A 16,175-nucleotide genomic window follows, 5' to 3' on the forward strand; every position below is an offset into this window, starting at 1 on the left:
GGCTGCGAACGCCACCCACGGCTTTCCCGCTCCGTTGGCTTTCGCTCGCAAGCGAGCTCCTACAGGGAACGTGGCGCGATCAGGCGTTGATCGCTTCCAGCATCGCCTTGGCGGTAGATACGCGAAATTCGCCCGGTGCTTCGACGTGCAATACCTTCACTACGCCATCTTCGGCATAAAGCGCGAAGCGCTTCGCACGAATGCCCATGCCATGCGCGCTGCCATCGAGCTCGAGGCCAAGTGCCCGGGTGAATTCGGCATTGCCGTCGGCGAGCATCTTCAGATCCGCCGGTACGCCCTGGGATTCGCCCCACGCGTGCATCACGAATGCATCGTTGACCGAAAAACAAAGCACGTCGACGCCAAGTGCGCGGAAGTCTTCGATGTGGTTTACATAGCCGGGCAAATGCTTGTTGGAACACGTGGGCGTGAACGCGCCGGGTACCGCGAACAGAACCACCTTGCGGCCCTCGAAAAGCTCTTTCGTCGAAACCGGCTTCACGCCGTCGTCGAACGTATTGAGCACAGCGTCGGGAATACGGTCGCCAGTCTGGATCGTCATGGTGGGATGCTCGGATGAGGGATAGCGGGCAGTGTAGGCGCGCTATGTGACTGAAGGAAAGACAACCGGCTCCGTCTCCCGCGAGGGCGGCCCTTGAATCGCGGCACGCCGCTCCAATCTTCTTTCCCAGACGGTCATGGGACCGAAAACCTTTTGGAGACAATACGATGAGCCAGCTTCATTCGACTTCATGGCGCCACGCTCAGGTCCTGCCGGGCGATATTCGCCAGGTGTTCGATCGCTTCTTCGGACAGGAGGAGAAGGCACCGGCGAGCACGACGAACAGCCAGTGGGTGCCACGCGTCGACATTCGTGAAGAGGCCCAGCGCTTCCTTATCCTGGCCGATATCCCTGGCGTCGATCCGTCCGATATCGAAATCCAGATGGACAAGGGTGTCCTCACCATCAAGGGCGAGCGTAAGGTCGCCACTGAGGCGGATGCCGGCAAGTACAGCCGCGCCGAGCGTGCGCATGGCCCGTTCCATCGTCGTTTCGCGCTGCCGGACAGCGCCGATGCCGACGGAATCACCGCCACGGGCAAGCATGGCGTGCTCGAAATCGTCATTCCCAAGAGGGCCGAAACCACGCCGCGTCGGATTTCCATTAACGCCGCGGGCTGAATGCCTTATCTTGGATGACCTGACCCGCGGCGAATGCGAGTTCGCCGCGGGTATTTCTGTTTCCATGGTTGTGACACAAGCCCGGGAGAGCCTGTGGAGTTCAAGGATTATTACGATGCGCTGGGGGTAAAGCCCGAGGCGACGGACGCCGAGATCAAGGCGGCCTACCGCAAGCTTGCGCGCAAATATCACCCCGACAAGAACAAGGAAGCCGGGGCGGAAGAAAAGTTCAAGACGATCAACGAGGCGAACGAGGTTCTGAAGGACCCCGAGAAGCGTAGCGCCTACGATCAGGTCCGCGCCGGCGGCTATCGTTCCGGCGAGCAGTTCCGGCCGCCGCCGGGCTGGGGCCAGCAGCAGGGCCAGGGTTTCGATTTCGGCAATATGGGGGGTGGCGGGGGCGGTGGGGATTTCAGCGATTTCTTCGAAAGCCTGTTCGGCGGTCGCGCCGCTGGCGCGCGTGGACAGGCGCAGTCCCATGCCCGTCGTGGCCGGGACATCCAGGCCCGTATCGATACGGACCTGCATACCGCTTATCACGGCGGCAAGACCCGCCTTGTGCTGAACGATTCGGCCGGCGGCGAGCGCGTGCTCGAGGTGAAGATTCCCGCGGGTATTCAGGCCGGGCAGGTGATTCGTCTGGCCGGCCAGGGGCATGCCGGTTCCGGTGGCGGCCCTTCGGGCGATCTGCTGCTGGAAGTGGGTATCCGCGACGACGCACGCTTCCGTCTGGAAGGCCGGACGGTGCTGCATACGCTGCCGATCTCGCCCTGGGAAGCGGCGCTGGGCGCCTCGGTGCCCGTGCCGACGTTGGGCGGGCATGTCGACCTGCGTATTCCGGCGGGCTCGCAGTCGGGTCGCAAACTGCGTCTGAAGGGGCGCGGTATGCCGGGTTCGGAGCCGGGCGATCAGATCGTGGTGCTGGAAATCCGCGTGCCGGTGGCCGACACGCATGAAGAGAAAGCGGCGTTCGAAGAGCTGAAGGACGCGTTTCCCGACTTCGATCCGCGTCGTTGACGCGGGAACGGGAGCCTGGCCGGATGGCCGGCTCCCGTCGCTGCCCCGGTCAGGCGGGCAGCAGTTCCTTGAGCGTACGAATCAGCTCTTCTTCCTTGATGGGCTTCACGACATACGCTTTGGCTCCCTGACGGAGCCCCCAGACCTTGTCGGTATCCTGATCCTTCGTGGTGACCAGTACGATGGGGATGTGCGCGGTGGTGGGTTCCTTGCTGATCGTGCGGGTGGCCTGGAAGCCGTTCAAGTTCGGCATCACCACGTCCATCAGGATCAGGTCGGGAAGCTCGCGTTTTGCCGCTTCGACACCTGCGGCGCCGTCTTCGGCCGTAACGGCCTCATGTCCCAGTTTCTCGACGATGCGCTTGATTCCAAGTAGCTGCGACGGCGAATCGTCGACGATCAGGATACGCGCCATACTTTCCCCCGGGGTGAACCCGTTAGTTATTCTCTGACGCCACCCGAGATCGGTGACGTCTTCTGCAGTGCCATTCCCCGGAACGTGACGTCCCGACGGGGAGCGGCACCCCTGCGAACGGTCATTCTACTGTTACATGCTCGTACATCAATGGTTAAGCGTCGAATGCGTGCACAGGCAAGTACTTGCGTGCCTCAATCGGCGATGCGTACGACCGTGCGACCGAACGATTCGCCCTTCAGCATCGTATCGAAGACGGACGGAAGCGTGGGCAGATCGATTTCGCGCGTGCATATCGTCGCCAGATGCGCAGGTTTCCAGTCGCTGGCGAGCCTGCGCCAGATCTCGTCGCGCAGATCCCGCGACGTTCCCGCCGAAGCGATGCCGAGCAGACTCACTCCGCGAATGATGAAGGGCATGACGGTGGTCGGCAGCTCCGGACTTCCCGCCAGACCGCAGATGGCGACGTTGCCATAAGGCGCGATCAGAGGCAGCAGCCCAGCGAGCATGCCGCCGCCGACATTGTCGAGCGCGCCGCCGAACCGCGCCGAGTCCATCGGTTTGCCGCTGAAGCCGAGGGAGTGACGGTCGATGCATTCGGCGGCACCCACGGTGCGCAATGTATCGAAACGATCGGCTTTGCCGCTGATCGCATGCACGGTGAAGCCGGCGCGGGTGAAGATATCGACCGCCAGCATGCCCACGCCACCCGTGGCGCCCGTGACGGCGATCGGGCCGTGCCCGGGCGACTGCCTGTTATCGAGCATGCGCAGCAGCGACAGGGCGGCCGTGAAGCCAGCCGTACCGAGAATCATGGCTTCGCGTGCGGTGAGGCCGGCGGGCAGGGGAATCGTCCATTCGGCCGGCAGCCGGACGTATTCGCCATAGCCGCCGTCGCGCGTCTCGGACAAACCGCTGCCGGTGCACAGGACCTTGTCGCCTTCGCGAACGCTGGCCGCCGTCGAGGCTACGACCGTACCCGCGACGTCGATGCCGCCGTTGAGCGGAAAGCGCCGGAGGATTTTGCCCTTGCCGGTGCCCGCGAGTGCATCCTTGTAATTTACCGACGACCATTCGACCTTGACCAGCACTTCGCCGGAACTGAGCGCGTCGGTGTCCATGGTTTCGAGCCCGCTGCGGTAGCCGGTGTCGTCCTGGTGGATGCGGAAGGCGTTGAAGGAGGTCATGGACAAATCCTCATGCTGGGTCATGGCGAAACTTGTAGGAGCCCGCGAGCGGGCTCCTACAACCCGCTGGTACAGCCCGCAAACAGGAAGCAATCACGCTTCTACGGTTTTCTCGTTGATCCACTTCGGCGTATAGCCCGACTCGTAGTGTTTCATCCAGTCGAACAGCGTATCGATGTCCTGGCCGAACCACACGCCGTCGCGCTGTTCCGCGCGCACGAAGCCTTCGGCCACCATGTGATCCATGCTGGCGGACAGCTTCGAATAGAAACCGCGCACGTCGAGGAACGCGCAAGGATAAGCATGCAGGCCGAGTTGCGCCCAGGTGAGCATCTCGAACATCTCGTCCATCGTGCCGAAGCCGCCGGGCAGGGCGACGAAGGCCTGGGACAGCTCGTACATGCGCGTCTTGCGCTGGTGCATCGTCTCGACCACGTGCAGCTCGGAAAGTCCTTTGTGCGCGACTTCCTTCTCGACGAGTTGCCGGGGAATCACGCCGATGACGCGACCACCCGCGGCGAGCACCGAGTCGGCGACGATACCCATGAGGCCGACCTTGCCCCCGCCATACACGAGCGCAATACCCTCATCGGCAAGACGCTTGCCGAAGGCGGCTGCTTTCTCGGCGTACTCGGGATGCGTACCGCTGTTCGAACCGCAGTACACGCACAGGGATTTTATCTCGCGCATAGGTAACTCCGTAAAAAGAAGAGCCCGCCCATGCAGGGCATGAGCGGGCTCGGTATCGCGAACGCTGCTATCAGTTGCTCTTGTGGATGGCGCGCTTGTCGACCGCGAGTGCGGCCTCGTGCACGACTTCCGACAGGGCCGGATGCGCATGGACGATGCGTGCGAGGTCTTCCGACGAGCCCTTGAATTCCATTGCGACGACGGCTTCGTGGATCAGTTCGGAAACGACCGGACCGACCATGTGCACGCCGAGGATGCGATCCGTTTCGGCATGGGCAATGATCTTCACCAGGCCGACGCCTTCGTTCATCGCGACGGCACGGCCGTTGGCGGCGAACGGGAAGGAACCCGTCTTGTACGGCACGCCTTCGTCCTTGAGCTGCTTCTCGGTCTTGCCGACCCAGGAGATTTCCGGCTCGGTGTAGATGACCCAGGGAACGAGGTCGAGATTGACGTGCCCCGGCTTGCCGGCGATGAGCTCGGCAACCGCCACGCCTTCCTCGGAACCCTTGTGCGCGAGCATCGGGCCGCGTACGGCATCGCCGATCGCCCAGACCCCGTCGACGCCCGTGTGGCAATGCTCGTCGACTACGATGCGGCCGCGCTCGTCGATCTTCACGGCCGTATCGGCGGCCAGCAGGCCGTCGGTGTAGGCACGGCGGCCCACGGCGACCAGCAGCTTGTCGACGACGAGGTTATGGTCGCCGTCCTTGTCGTTATACGTGAGGTGGACTTCGTCGCCCTTGACCTCGGCCTTGCTGAGCTTGGCGTTGAGCTTAATGGTCAGGCCCTGCTTGGCGAACTCGCGTGCGGCGGCCTTGGCGACGTCGGCATCGGCGACCGCCAGGAATTCCGGCAGCGCTTCGATGATGGTGACGTCCGAACCCAGGCGCTTCCAGACGCTGCCGAGTTCGAGACCGATCACGCCCGCGCCGATCACGCCGAGGCGCTTCGGAACATCGGTGAAATCGAGCGCGCCGGCGTTGTCGACGATGTGCTTGCCGTCGAACTTCGCGAACGGCAGTTCGATGGGTACGGAGCCGGAAGCCAGGATGACGTTGGTCGCGGCGATGATCTGCTTCGTGCCGTCGTTACCGGTGATCTCGACCTCATGTGCACTCGACGGCTTGGCCTTAAGCAGCTTGCCCTTGCCGAAGAACGAGGTGACCTTGTTCGCCTTGAACAGCAGCGAGACACCGCCGGTGAACTGCTTGACGATCTTGTCCTTGCGTCCCACGAAGGTCGGGATGTCGATCTTCGGGTTCTCGGCGGTGATGCCGTGCGCCGCGAAGTTGTGCGTCAGGTTGTGGAACTGCTTGGACGAATCCAGCAGCGCCTTGGACGGAATGCAGCCGATGTTGAGGCAGGTGCCGCCAAGTGCCTGCTTGCCGTCCTTGCCGACAAAGGCGTCGACCACGGCGGTCTTGAGGCCCAGCTGCGCGGCGCGGATCGCTGCCACGTAGCCCGCGGGGCCCGCACCGATGACGATGACGTCGAATGTGTCGCTCATGATCACTCCGAATGAAGCGCGGTATGGGGGAATACCGGGATATATGGGGTCGGGATACCAAAACGGGAGTCGTTGTCGACTCCCGTTTCGGGGCTGCCGGGAGCCTTACAGGCCCAGGAGCATCCGCTGCGGGTTTTCCAGCTGGTTCTTGATGTCCACCAGGAACAGCACGGCGTCGCGGCCGTCGATGATGCGGTGGTCGTAGCTGAGCGCGATGTACATCATCGGCGCGGCGACGATCTGGCCGTTTTCGACCACCGGGCGCTCTTTGATCGTGTGCATGCCGAGGATGGCGCTCTGCGGCGGGTTCACGATGGGCGTGGAGAGCAGCGAACCGAAGGTGCCGCCGTTGGTGATGGTGAACGTGCCACCCTGGAGATCGTCCAGGCCGAGCTTGCCGTCACGGGCCTTCTTGGCGTAACCGATGATGCCCTTCTCGACATCGGCGAAGCTCATGTCCTGTACGTCGCGCAGCACCGGCGTCACCAGACCCTTTTCGGTCGACACGGCGATCGAGATGTCCTGGTAGCCGTGATAGATGATGTCGCTGCCGTCGACCGAGGCGTTCACCACCGGGTAGCGCTTCAGCGCTTCGGTAGCGGCCTTCACGAAGAAGCTCATGAAGCCGAGCTTCACGCCGTTGGCCTTTTCGAACTGCTCGCCGAGGCTCTTGCGGAGCTTGACGACTTCGGCGAGGTTCACCTCGTTGAACGAGGTCAGCATCGCGATCGAGTTCTTCGACTGCATCAGGCGCTCGGCGATGCGCGTACGGATACGTGTCATCGGCACGCGCTCTTCCGGACGCGAGCCCGGCGTCGGCTTGGCGGCCGGAGCGGTGGCGGCTGGGGCGGCGGCGCCACCGGTCTTGCCGTAATTGACGAGGTCTTCCTTGGTCACGCGGCCATCGCGGCCCGTGCCGGCGACCTTCGACGGGTCGATGCCTTCCTCGGTGGCGACGCGACGGCCGGCCGGGGACAGTTCGTCGACGCCTGCCGGAGCGGACTTGGCGTCGGCCTTCGGCGCGGCGGCTGCGGCCGGCTTGGCTTCCGCCGCGGCCGGAGCGGCGGCAACGGCACCTTCCTCGATCACCGCGATGACCTGCGCGCTGGTGACGGTGGAGCCTTCGGCGAACTTGATTTCCTTCAGCACGCCGTCGACGGGCGAGGGTACTTCGAGCACGACCTTATCGGTCTCGAGGTCGAGGAGGTTCTCGTCGCGCTTGACCGCGTCGCCGGCTTTCTTGTGCCACGTGGCGATAAGAGCGTCGGAGACGGACTCGGGCAAGACCGGGACTTTGACTTCGATGGACATGCTTGTCTTACTCCGCTGCGTGATCGGTGCCGACGGGCGCCGCGAGCGCCTGCTCGACGAGCGCCGCCTGTTCGGCGACATGGGAATTGAGATGACCTGCGGCCGGTGCGGCGGAGCGCGCGCGTCCCGCGTACGAGAGGCTGTGCTTGGCGCCGATGCAGGCCTGCAGGTGGTGACGGATCTGGAACCATGCGCCCTGGTTCATCGGTTCTTCCTGGCACCAGATCACTTCCTTGGAGGAGGTGTACTTGTCCAGTTCGGCCGTGACTTCGTCGCGCGGGAACGGATACAGCTGTTCGACACGCACGATGGCGACGTCGTTGATTCCGCGCTTCGTCGCTTCCTCGAGCAGGTCGTAATAGACCTTGCCCGAACAGAACACGACGCGCTTGACCTTCTTGGCGGCCAGTTCGCGATGCTCGGGGATGACCAACTGGAACCGGCCCTTGGCCAGTTCGTCCAGCGAGGACACCGCCATCTTGTGACGCAGCAGCGACTTTGGCGTCATGACGATCAGCGGTTTGCGCACCGGGCGCACCTGCTGACGACGGATCATGTGGAAAGCCTGCGCCGGCGTGGTCGGTACGCAGACCTGCATGTTGTCGACCGCGCACAACTGGAGGAAGCGCTCGAGGCGCGCCGAGGAATGCTCGGGACCCTGGCCTTCGTAGCCGTGCGGCAGGAACAGCGTCAGACCGCAGAGGCGATCCCACTTGGCTTCGCCGGAGCTGATGAACTGGTCGATGACGACCTGGGCACCGTTGGCGAAGTCGCCGAACTGGCCTTCCCAGATGTTGAGCTGGTCGGGCGAGGTCGTGGATTCGCCGTACTCGAACGCCATGACGGCTTCTTCGCTGAGCAGCGAGTCGACGATTTCGACGCGCGCATCCGGACGGACCTTCGACAGCGGCATGTACGTGTTGTCGGTGTTCTGGTCGTGCAGGACGGCGTGGCGATGGAAGAACGTGCCGCGGCCGGAGTCCTGGCCGACCAGACGCAGGTCGTTGCCTTCCTTCAGCAGCGTGGCGTATGCGAGGTTCTCGGCGAAGCCCCAGTCGCCCGGCAGTTCGCCGGCGGCCATCTTGCGACGGTCGTCGTAGATTTTCGCGACGCGCGGATGCAGCGTGACGTCGGACGGCACATCGAGGATGACGTCGAGCAGCTTCGACAGTTCCGCACGGGGCACACCCGTGTCGACGACCATCGACAGCTTGTTCTTCTGGAAGCGCGTCCAGTCGACCGGGATGTCGCGCGTTGGATTCGGATTGATCGCGATCAGCGGTTCGCCCTTTTCGAGGCGTGCGCGGTAATCGTCGAGCATCTTCTGGCCGTCGTCGGCACCGATGGCCGATTCCTTGACCAGACGCTGGGCATAGAGGTCGCGGGTGGTCGGACGCTTGCGGATGATCTGGTACATCAGCGGCTGCGTTGCCGCCGGCTCGTCGGCTTCGTTATGGCCGTGGCGGCGGTAGCAGACGAGGTCGACCACGACGTCTTTCTTGAATTCCTTGCGGAATTCATAGGCCAGACGCGTGACCTGGATGACGGCTTCCGGATCGTCGCCGTTCACGTGGAAGACCGGCGCGTTGACCATCTTCGCCAGATCGGTGCAGTACAGCGTCGACCGCGCGTCGTCGCGCTTGGACGTCGTGAATCCGACCTGGTTGTTGACGACGAGGTGCAGCGTGCCGCCGATGGCGAAACCGCGTGCCTGCGACATCTGCATCAGTTCCATGCCGACGCCCTGACCCGCGAAAGCCGCGTCGCCGTGGATGAGGATGGCGATGGACTGGTCGTGCGCGGTGTCGCCGCGACGGCACTGGCGCGCATGCACCGAGCCCGCGACCACCGGATTGACGATTTCCAGATGCGACGGATTGAACGCCAGCGCGACGTGCACGCCGCCGTTGGGCGTCTTGACGTCGGCCGAGAAGCCCATGTGGTACTTCACGTCGCCCGAGTGGATGGCGTCGTCGACGTGCTCGAACTTGCCTTCGAACTCGTTGAACAGCTGGCCCGGCGGCTTGCCGAGGATGTTCACCAGTACGTTCAGGCGGCCACGATGGGCCATGCCGATCACGAGTTCCTTGACGCCGTTGTCGCCGCCCGCACGGACGATGTCGTCGACCATGGGAATCAGGCTGTCGCCGCCTTCCAGCGAGAAGCGCTTCTGGCCGACGTACTTGGTATGCAGGTAGCGCTCGAGGCCTTCGGCCGCGGTCAGCGCTTCGAGGACGCGGACCTTTTCTTTCGTGTCGAGACCCGGGTTGCCGCTGGCTTTCTCGAGGCGCGAGTAGATCCAGCGGCGCTGGTCGTGGTCGCTGATATACATGAACTCGGCGCCGACGGTGCCGGTATAGATCTTTTTCAGGCGGGTGAGCAGGTCGCGCAGCTTCATGCGCTGACCGCCACCGGCGAAGGTGCCGGCGTCGAATTCGGTGTCGAAATCCGCTTCGCCGAGGCCATGGAACGCGAGACCCAGATCCGGGGCGTCGACCGAAGGAACGGTCAGGCCGAGGGGATCGAGGTCGGCGGCGAGATGGCCGCGCGAGCGATAAGCGGTGAGCAGGCGCAGCACGCCGGCCTGTTTCTGGGCGTATGCGTCGTTGCCGGGAGCGGCGACGACGGTCGCCGTACGGCGCTGGCGCTGCGCGGCTTCAATACGGGCGATGGCATCCGAGTGGGGGACGTCGCCGGCCTCGCGGCCCTTGAACGATTTGAAATACGAGTTCCATTCGGTGGGGACCGAGGCGGCATCTGCCAGCCAGGACTCGTAAATCTGCTCGACGTAGTCGGCGTTACCGCCGGCGAGCTGGGAGGATTCGGAAAACTCGCGGATCAAATTTGCGCTCACGTCACCACCGGCACACACGGGGAAATGGCTCGCCGACCATCGAGGCACACGGATGACGGCAAAGAATCCGTTAATTATAGCTCCCCGTTGCTGCGTCGCGCCAACTTCTATCTCGTTCCTAGATACCAAGTGGTCTTATTTCCCACGCGGCTTCCGAGCGCTCCCACACTTCGTCGAAATAACCCTGCAAACGCGAGGCTTCTCCGAGGGCGTCGAGGTGTCCGCGGGCTTCGTAGCGGGAGGCCAGTGGCCTGAACAGAAAGCCACTGGCGTTGTCGGTGACGAAGGCGGACGGGTAGCGCAGATCGGCTTCCTCGGTCGGCACCCGGATGGCGATGGCCGAAGGAAGGCGCTGGGCGAGCAGGATCAGCCGGTGCGATTCGCGCAGGGCGCGCACGGCGTCATGGGTCAGAATGCGGATGGATGCCCGTCGACCGCTGGTGGCGATCCGGCGTATCGAGGTCAGGACGGCCTCGCTTTCGAGCACACCGTCCTCGAGTACGGGCAGATAAATACACAGACGATGCCGGGTCCGGTCCAGAAGCCGCTGGTGGGCGAGGTCGAGACTCGCCCGATCCCCGGCCGCCAGCACGGCATCGTCCGCGAGGCTCACCGACGGCGACCCTTCTGTATGGCGAGGTGGCCATCGTTGATCAGGGTCAGGACCAGCTCGCGATCCGCCGCCCCGACGTGGTCGAGGCTTCGCTCGCGGCACAGCCGCTCGGCCAGGTCGGACGAGCAAGGGTAGGCGTGGCCACTTACATATAGCGTGGCGCCCTTGCGCTGGCGTACCCATGCGAGGCGGGCCCAGGGATGCCGCAGCACACGTGCGCCGGCATCCAGCGCCTTGTCGAATGCCGCCCGGGTCGACGCCTTCGGCGGTGCCGAGGCGTTCTGGGCATTGCGGTAGCGGGTAATGAACCGGGCGAACCAGTCCGCCAGCAGGTCGCGGTCCAGCGCCGCAGCGAAGGGCAGCGCCTGGCGGAGGCAGTTGATCGCCGCCACGTCGATTTCGCCGGCATGCTTCGCGGGGCTGAGGTCCGGGTCCGTATAGCGCAGTTCCTCGGGCATACGCTCGGCGAGGAAGTCGGCCAGATCGCCGGTCAGTTCGGCCTGCGACGGTGCGCGCATGCCGACCGACAGTGTCATGCAGTTGCCGATCGCCACGCCGTCGTGGGGGACGCCCGGCGGGATGTAAAGCATGTCGCCCGGTTCCAGCAGCCATTCGTGCGTGGGCTCGAAGACCTGAAGCTGTTTCAGTTCGACGTCGGTACGGAAATCCAGCGGGGCGTCCGGGTCGTCGCTGATGGCCCAGTGACGCTGCCCGATGCCCTGCAACAGAAATACGTCGTACTGGTCGACATGGGCGCCCACGCCGCCGCCGTCTTCGGCATAAGAAACCATGATGTCGTCGACGCGCCAGCTCGGCAGGAAGTCGAATGTGCCCAGCAGCGCGGCCACGTCGGCGTCCCACTTGTCGACGTCCTGGACCAGCAGGGTCCAGTTGCTTTTCGGGGTCTTGCCGAATTCCTCTTCAGCGAACGGTCCCGTCTTCACCGTCCAGCGATCGCGCTTTTCGTCGTGAAAGATCAGCCGGGCCAGTGCGGCTTCCTCGCAAGCCAGGCCGGCCAGATCGTTTGGTTCGATCGGCGGCTCGAAATCGGGGAAAGCATTGCGGATAAGTAGCGGGCGTTTCTGCCAATAGTCGCGCAGGAACTGCGTCGGGCTCATGCCCAGCGGCTGCTTCGCGGTACCGCGTACTTCGATGGGGAGGGACTTGCGGGAGGGATGAGAAATGGCCATTCCCTATTGTAGCCTCCGAAGCGGTCGTCATCCTCACCGTTGCGGTGCATCATGGGCCGTCCATACGGCCGTCCGGAGTTTCCCGCCATGATCTACGACAGCATTCTCGACACCATCGGCAATACGCCCGTGGTCCGCCTGCACCGGCTGGCCCCCAAGGGCATTCATATCTATGTAAAGGTCGAAGCGTTCAATCCGGCCGGATCGGTCAAGGACCGGCTGGCGCTGGCGATCATCCTGGATGCCGAACAGCGCGGCACGCTGAAACCCGGACAGACCGTCGTCGAAGCTACGTCGGGCAATACCGGCGTGGCCCTGGCTGCCGTGTGCGCGGCGCGCGGCTATCCGTTCGTGGCGGTGATGAGCGAAACCTTCTCGATCGAACGTCGCAAGCTGATCCGTGGGTATGGCGGCAAGGTCGTGCTGACGCCGGCGGCGGCCCGTGGCTCGGGCATGGTGAAAAAGGCGCTGGAGCTGTCGGAAAAGCACGGCTGGTTCCTGGCGCGGCAGTTCGAGAATCCGGCCAATCCCGCCTATCACCGCAATACGACGGCGCCGGAAATTCTTCGCGATTTCGCCGGCCGCCGGCTCGATTACTTCGTGACGGGTTGGGGCACGGGCGGCACGTTGACCGGTGTGGGCGAGGTGTTGAAGGTCGCCCGTCCCGAGGTGAAGATCATCGCCAGCGAGCCGGCCGGTGCCGCGTTGCTTTCGGGGGCCGAGTGGCAGCCGCACAAGATCCAGGGCTGGACGCCAGACTTCGTTCCCGCCGTGCTCAATCGCGATATCGCCGATAAGATCGTTCCGGTCGACGACGTGACAGCTCGCGATACGGCGCGTGCGCTGGCGCAGAAGGAAGGCATCTTCGTGGGTATTTCGGCGGGCGCGACGCTGGCCGCGGCGCTGGAGGTCGCGAAGACGGCGGAGCAGGGGGCTGTGTTGCTGGCGATGTTGCCCGATACGGGGGAGCGGTATCTGTCGACGTTCCTGTTCGAGGGGGTGAACGAGGGGTCCGACGAAATCGAGTGAGAGCGTGACCGGGCGGTGTCGTCCTGTCGGGCGCGCCGCCCTGGGCTCCTGTCTGCGCAGGGGCGACGACATAAGGTGGGAGCATTGGTTACCACGCGTCGATGTGCTTTGTCACTCCTGCCCTTCACCGTCGCGCAGGCGCCCAGTGCGATGCGCAGGGTTTTCGCGACGTCGTCAGACCACCACCAACTCCGGCCCACCCGCCTGCAACGCCTCGCGCATATCCGCCCCGACGCTGCTATCGGTAATCACCATGTCGATCTGCGCGAGCGGCGCAATGACCGACAGACTGCGTTGACCCAGCTTCGATGCGTCCAGCACGGCAATCGTGACCCGCGAAATACGGATCATCAGAGCATTGAGGGACGCTTCGAGCGGATCGGGCGTGGTGACGCCGACCTCCGGGTCGAGGCCGTCCACGCCGAGAAATAGCTTGTCGGCGGACAGTCGCGACAAGGCCTGTTCCGCGTCGGGGCCGACCAGCGAGTACGACGTCGGGCGCAACAGGCCACCCAGCATCATCACGCGCACGTTCGGCAAGCCGGACAGTTCGAGGGCGATATTGAGCGCGTTGGTCACGACAGTCAGCGACTCGAATTTCATGTGCCGGATGCAGCGCGCGATCTCCACCGTCGTCGTACCCGAATCCAGGATGATCGTCTCGCCGTCGCCGATCAGTTTCGCCGCCGCCTGGCCGATGCGTTGCTTCTGCGCGAGGTGGCGGGTTTCCTTGATATTGAGCGGAATATCCACGGACAGCGCCGAGGCCGGAATAGCGCCGCCATGCGAGCGCACGAGACTGCCGGTACGCGACAGCGCTTCGAGATCGTTGCGGATGGTCACCGAGGAGATGCCGAAGCGGCTGGCGAGTTCTTCCACCGTGCCGCGACCGTACTGCTCGACGAAATCCACGATCAGCCGGCGTCGTTCCTCGACCAGCAATTTTTGCCCGGCTATCCCGGCCGTCCGATTCATGTGGCGATCCCCAGCAGGCGTGCGGCGTTATCGTGATAGATCTTGCGCAGTATCGTATCGGAAAGCTTCAGTCCGTAGATCGACCAGCGGCCCTGCGGCGGTACGTCGGCCGGCGCGTAGTCGAAGTATTCGTCGTCGGTTTCCAGAAAGCGATAGTAGATCTCATAAAGCTCGTCGCAGAAAAGCTGCTGCGGCACCTCGTTGCCCCACGGCGCCGGCACGGCGTCCGTGCCGAACATGATCCGGTCCTGGTAGCGGTCGAAGAACGCCTGCGCCGCACGGGGCTGGCGGCCGAGTTCGCCGATACGGGCACTGATGTCGACCATGGTGTTGGGGAAACGGTCCAGCGTGCGCGCCACTTCGGCAAGATGTTCCGCGTGGTTGCCCACGTGCATCAGCGCGAAGGTGGTGCGTGGATGGCGCGCGATCATGCGATCGCGCGCCGCCAGCAGTTCGGCATTGCCCGGGAACTGCGGTCCGTAGAACGACCAGTCGGGATGCTGCGCAAGTTCTTCGTAGCGTTCGTTGGTCGCGTCGGCGGGAAGAAAGAACGCCTCGGGGTCGGATATATGCAGGAAGACCGGCATGTCGTATCCCGCGCAGGCTTCCCACATGGGATCGAAGCGAGCGTCGTCCACCGTCACCAGTTCGCCTTCGTCGACGCCTTCCCGAAGATAGAGGCCTAAAGTTTTCAGTAGTTTCAGTCCACGCGCACCGACACGATGCGCGTGCGTGATCGCGTCGGCCTGGCGCTGCGGATAGTCCGGCTCGGCGAAGAGGCCGAACGACGGCTCAGTCAATGTCAGGAAGCGGTCGGGCGCGGCACGGTCGAACTGCGCTATCGCCGATTCCAGTCCCGCTCCGGTGCCACCGGTCAGGTTGACCAGGGTTTTCACGCCCTTGCGGTCCATGACCGGAAGTAAGACATCGGGCGTGGCGAACACGTCGATGTCTTCGCCGACCGATACGCCGTTGCGCACGTCGCGCGTCCAGGTCAGATGCGTGTGCATGTCGATGACGGGGAAGCGCGGGCGTTCCACGCGTGTCGCCGGCAGGTGCAACATGCTGCGCGGCCGGAAGTCGCTCAGCGGCAATGACGCTTTTTCCGTATCGGGCGCGGTACTGAGCTGGTTTCTGCGTGGCGCGCCGGGAGGCGGCGCGCAACAGAATCCGGCCATGTGACATCCGCGCAGTCGCGGAGGCTTTGCGTGCGGTTCGCGCCGGCGCGTATGGATCATTGGCTTACCTCGACCTGCCTCGTGCATGCCCTGCGTTCAGCGCGGATAGCGCGCCATGATCTCGTGAACCGCGCGGGTGAGCGCGACGGCCTGATCGAACGGCCGAAGCCACATGTTTCGTCCGAACATCACGCCGGTGGCGCCAGCCTGCATATAGAACTCGACCTTGCGCAGCACCGCCGCGTCGTCGTCGTCCTTTACGCCGCCCGAGAACAGCACCATGGTGCGACCCGCCGAACGAACCACCCGTGCGCTACGCGTCGCGGCATCTTCTTTCAGCGAATGGTACGGGGCGGGTACGCCGGCGACGCTGTCGTCCGGCTCGTGCAGTTTGACCAGATCGGCGCCCAGTTCCAGTGCGACGCGCGCGGCATAGTCCTGCGCGAACAATGTGTTCTTGCCGCCCTTGGCGTCGATGCCCGCGCCGCGCGGGTAGGACCACACGACCAGCGGCATGCCAAAGCGTTCGCAGTCCTGGCGCACTTTTTCGAACTGGCGCAGTTCGTCGTGCTGGCGCGGCGAGCCGACGTAGAACGTGTAACCGGCAGCGTCGGCCCCGAGGCGCACGGCGTCTTCGACGGACGCGAACAGCGGCGAAGTCGCGTCGCCGTCGTCGGGAATATTGGTCTTGCCGTTGAGCTTGAGGATCAGCGGCACGCGCCCGCAGTACTCGCCCATGTACTTCTCGGCCAGACCGACACCGAGCGCGATCGCGGAGAAGCCACCGGCCTCGGCGAGGCGGAACTGGTAGTCCGGGTCCAGCGCGGGCGGGTTCGGGAAAAAGTCCGTCGGACCGTGTTCCAGCCCCTGATCGAGAGGCAGTACCAACAGCGTGCCGTTCGCCGGCCCGTGCAGGTAAAGCATCCGGTGCAGGCGGGTGCGCTTGCCGTGGGAAAGCGAAAGACCGCTCAGGAGGGATGGCGCGTGTCCCAGGGGTTGTGCATTTCGTTTCATTTCGAATACC

The 16,175-nt window shown here is 64.1% G+C and carries 15 protein-coding genes; 3 read left to right on the forward strand and 12 right to left on the reverse strand.

Annotated features, from left to right (window positions below):
* Window positions 1–79 precede the first annotated feature (79 nt).
* Window positions 80–562: a peroxiredoxin gene (locus AC3IR3_RS08500; RefSeq protein WP_489196463.1), complete on the reverse strand. Its 483-nt coding sequence runs from the start codon at window positions 560–562 to the stop codon at window positions 80–82.
* 167 nt (window positions 563–729) lie between these two features.
* Here AC3IR3_RS08500 and AC3IR3_RS08505 point away from each other — a divergent pair, with 167 nt between their 5' ends.
* Together AC3IR3_RS08505 and AC3IR3_RS08510 are read left to right on the forward strand one after the other, a co-directional pair.
* Window positions 730–1,182: an Hsp20/alpha crystallin family protein gene (locus AC3IR3_RS08505; RefSeq protein ID WP_489196464.1), complete on the forward strand. Its 453-nt coding sequence runs from the start codon at window positions 730–732 to the stop codon at window positions 1,180–1,182.
* A gap of 93 nt (window positions 1,183–1,275) precedes the next feature.
* Window positions 1,276–2,199, forward strand: coding sequence for a DnaJ C-terminal domain-containing protein (locus AC3IR3_RS08510; RefSeq protein WP_132141515.1), 924 nt, complete (start codon window positions 1,276–1,278; stop codon window positions 2,197–2,199).
* A gap of 49 nt (window positions 2,200–2,248) precedes the next feature.
* Here AC3IR3_RS08510 and pilH read toward each other — a convergent pair whose 3' ends face one another.
* The 8 genes from pilH to AC3IR3_RS08550 form a co-directional block, all read right to left on the reverse strand.
* Window positions 2,249–2,614, reverse strand: a complete 366-nt coding sequence (gene pilH / locus AC3IR3_RS08515; protein ID WP_132141516.1) for a twitching motility response regulator PilH — start codon at window positions 2,612–2,614, stop codon at window positions 2,249–2,251.
* 194 nt (window positions 2,615–2,808) lie between these two features.
* A complete protein-coding gene (locus AC3IR3_RS08520) occupies window positions 2,809–3,801 on the reverse strand; it encodes a YhdH/YhfP family quinone oxidoreductase (RefSeq protein WP_489196465.1) in 993 nt (330 codons plus the stop codon).
* Window positions 3,802–3,894: 93 nt separating this feature from the next.
* Window positions 3,895–4,491: an LOG family protein gene (locus AC3IR3_RS08525; protein WP_489196466.1), complete on the reverse strand. Its 597-nt coding sequence runs from the start codon at window positions 4,489–4,491 to the stop codon at window positions 3,895–3,897.
* 70 nt (window positions 4,492–4,561) lie between these two features.
* Window positions 4,562–6,001: a dihydrolipoyl dehydrogenase gene (gene lpdA / locus AC3IR3_RS08530; protein WP_489196467.1), complete on the reverse strand. Its 1,440-nt coding sequence runs from the start codon at window positions 5,999–6,001 to the stop codon at window positions 4,562–4,564.
* A gap of 105 nt (window positions 6,002–6,106) precedes the next feature.
* The gene (odhB, locus tag AC3IR3_RS08535; RefSeq protein ID WP_489196468.1) at window positions 6,107–7,312 is read right to left on the reverse strand and encodes a 2-oxoglutarate dehydrogenase complex dihydrolipoyllysine-residue succinyltransferase; all 1,206 of its coding nucleotides are present in this window, start codon (window positions 7,310–7,312) and stop codon (window positions 6,107–6,109) included.
* A 7-nt stretch (window positions 7,313–7,319) separates the two neighbouring features.
* Entirely contained in the window at window positions 7,320–10,166 is a 2,847-nt protein-coding gene (locus AC3IR3_RS08540) for a 2-oxoglutarate dehydrogenase E1 component (protein WP_489196469.1), read from the reverse strand.
* A gap of 118 nt (window positions 10,167–10,284) precedes the next feature.
* Entirely contained in the window at window positions 10,285–10,779 is a 495-nt protein-coding gene (locus tag AC3IR3_RS08545; protein ID WP_489196470.1) for a DUF7931 domain-containing protein, read from the reverse strand.
* A complete protein-coding gene (locus AC3IR3_RS08550) occupies window positions 10,776–11,969 on the reverse strand; it encodes a JmjC domain-containing protein (RefSeq protein WP_489196471.1) in 1,194 nt (397 codons plus the stop codon). The genes AC3IR3_RS08545 and AC3IR3_RS08550 overlap by 4 nt, the downstream gene beginning before the upstream one ends.
* A gap of 87 nt (window positions 11,970–12,056) precedes the next feature.
* Here AC3IR3_RS08550 and cysK point away from each other — a divergent pair, with 87 nt between their 5' ends.
* Window positions 12,057–12,998, forward strand: coding sequence for a cysteine synthase A (gene cysK / locus AC3IR3_RS08555; RefSeq protein ID WP_489196472.1), 942 nt, complete (start codon window positions 12,057–12,059; stop codon window positions 12,996–12,998).
* Window positions 12,999–13,172: 174 nt separating this feature from the next.
* On the opposite strand, the gene agaR is transcribed toward cysK, so the two are convergent.
* From agaR to AC3IR3_RS08570, 3 genes are all read right to left on the reverse strand, one after another.
* On the reverse strand, window positions 13,173–13,973 hold the full coding sequence (gene agaR, locus AC3IR3_RS08560) for a transcriptional repressor AgaR (protein ID WP_489196473.1): 801 nt from the start codon (window positions 13,971–13,973) through the stop codon (window positions 13,173–13,175).
* Window positions 13,970–15,151, reverse strand: a complete 1,182-nt coding sequence (locus AC3IR3_RS08565) for an amidohydrolase family protein (protein ID WP_489196474.1) — start codon at window positions 15,149–15,151, stop codon at window positions 13,970–13,972. The genes agaR and AC3IR3_RS08565 overlap by 4 nt, the downstream gene beginning before the upstream one ends.
* Before the next feature lie 96 nt (window positions 15,152–15,247).
* Window positions 15,248–16,165, reverse strand: a complete 918-nt coding sequence (locus tag AC3IR3_RS08570) for a class I fructose-bisphosphate aldolase (RefSeq protein ID WP_489196475.1) — start codon at window positions 16,163–16,165, stop codon at window positions 15,248–15,250.
* Window positions 16,166–16,175 lie beyond the last annotated feature (10 nt).

The organism is Luteibacter sp. GL_149 (genome assembly GCF_057834065.1).

Bases quoted from the DNA above. Each gene is read 5' to 3' on its own strand.
- AC3IR3_RS08505 (WP_489196464.1), top strand. From the start codon at position 730: ATGAGCCAGCTTCATTCGACTTCATGGCGCCACGCTCAGGTCCTGCCG.
- AC3IR3_RS08570 (WP_489196475.1), bottom strand. From the start codon at position 16,165: ATGAAACGAAATGCACAACCCCTGGGACACGCGCCATCCCTCCTGAGC.
- cysK (WP_489196472.1), top strand. From the start codon at position 12,057: ATGATCTACGACAGCATTCTCGACACCATCGGCAATACGCCCGTGGTC.
- AC3IR3_RS08550 (WP_489196471.1), bottom strand. From the start codon at position 11,969: ATGGCCATTTCTCATCCCTCCCGCAAGTCCCTCCCCATCGAAGTACGC.
- AC3IR3_RS08520 (WP_489196465.1), bottom strand. From the start codon at position 3,801: ATGACCTCCTTCAACGCCTTCCGCATCCACCAGGACGACACCGGCTAC.
- agaR (WP_489196473.1), bottom strand. From the start codon at position 13,973: ATGAATCGGACGGCCGGGATAGCCGGGCAAAAATTGCTGGTCGAGGAA.
- odhB (WP_489196468.1), bottom strand. From the start codon at position 7,312: ATGTCCATCGAAGTCAAAGTCCCGGTCTTGCCCGAGTCCGTCTCCGAC.
- AC3IR3_RS08565 (WP_489196474.1), bottom strand. From the start codon at position 15,151: ATGGCCGGATTCTGTTGCGCGCCGCCTCCCGGCGCGCCACGCAGAAAC.
- AC3IR3_RS08500 (WP_489196463.1), bottom strand. From the start codon at position 562: ATGACGATCCAGACTGGCGACCGTATTCCCGACGCTGTGCTCAATACG.
- lpdA (WP_489196467.1), bottom strand. From the start codon at position 6,001: ATGAGCGACACATTCGACGTCATCGTCATCGGTGCGGGCCCCGCGGGC.
- AC3IR3_RS08525 (WP_489196466.1), bottom strand. From the start codon at position 4,491: ATGCGCGAGATAAAATCCCTGTGCGTGTACTGCGGTTCGAACAGCGGT.
- pilH (WP_132141516.1), bottom strand. From the start codon at position 2,614: ATGGCGCGTATCCTGATCGTCGACGATTCGCCGTCGCAGCTACTTGGA.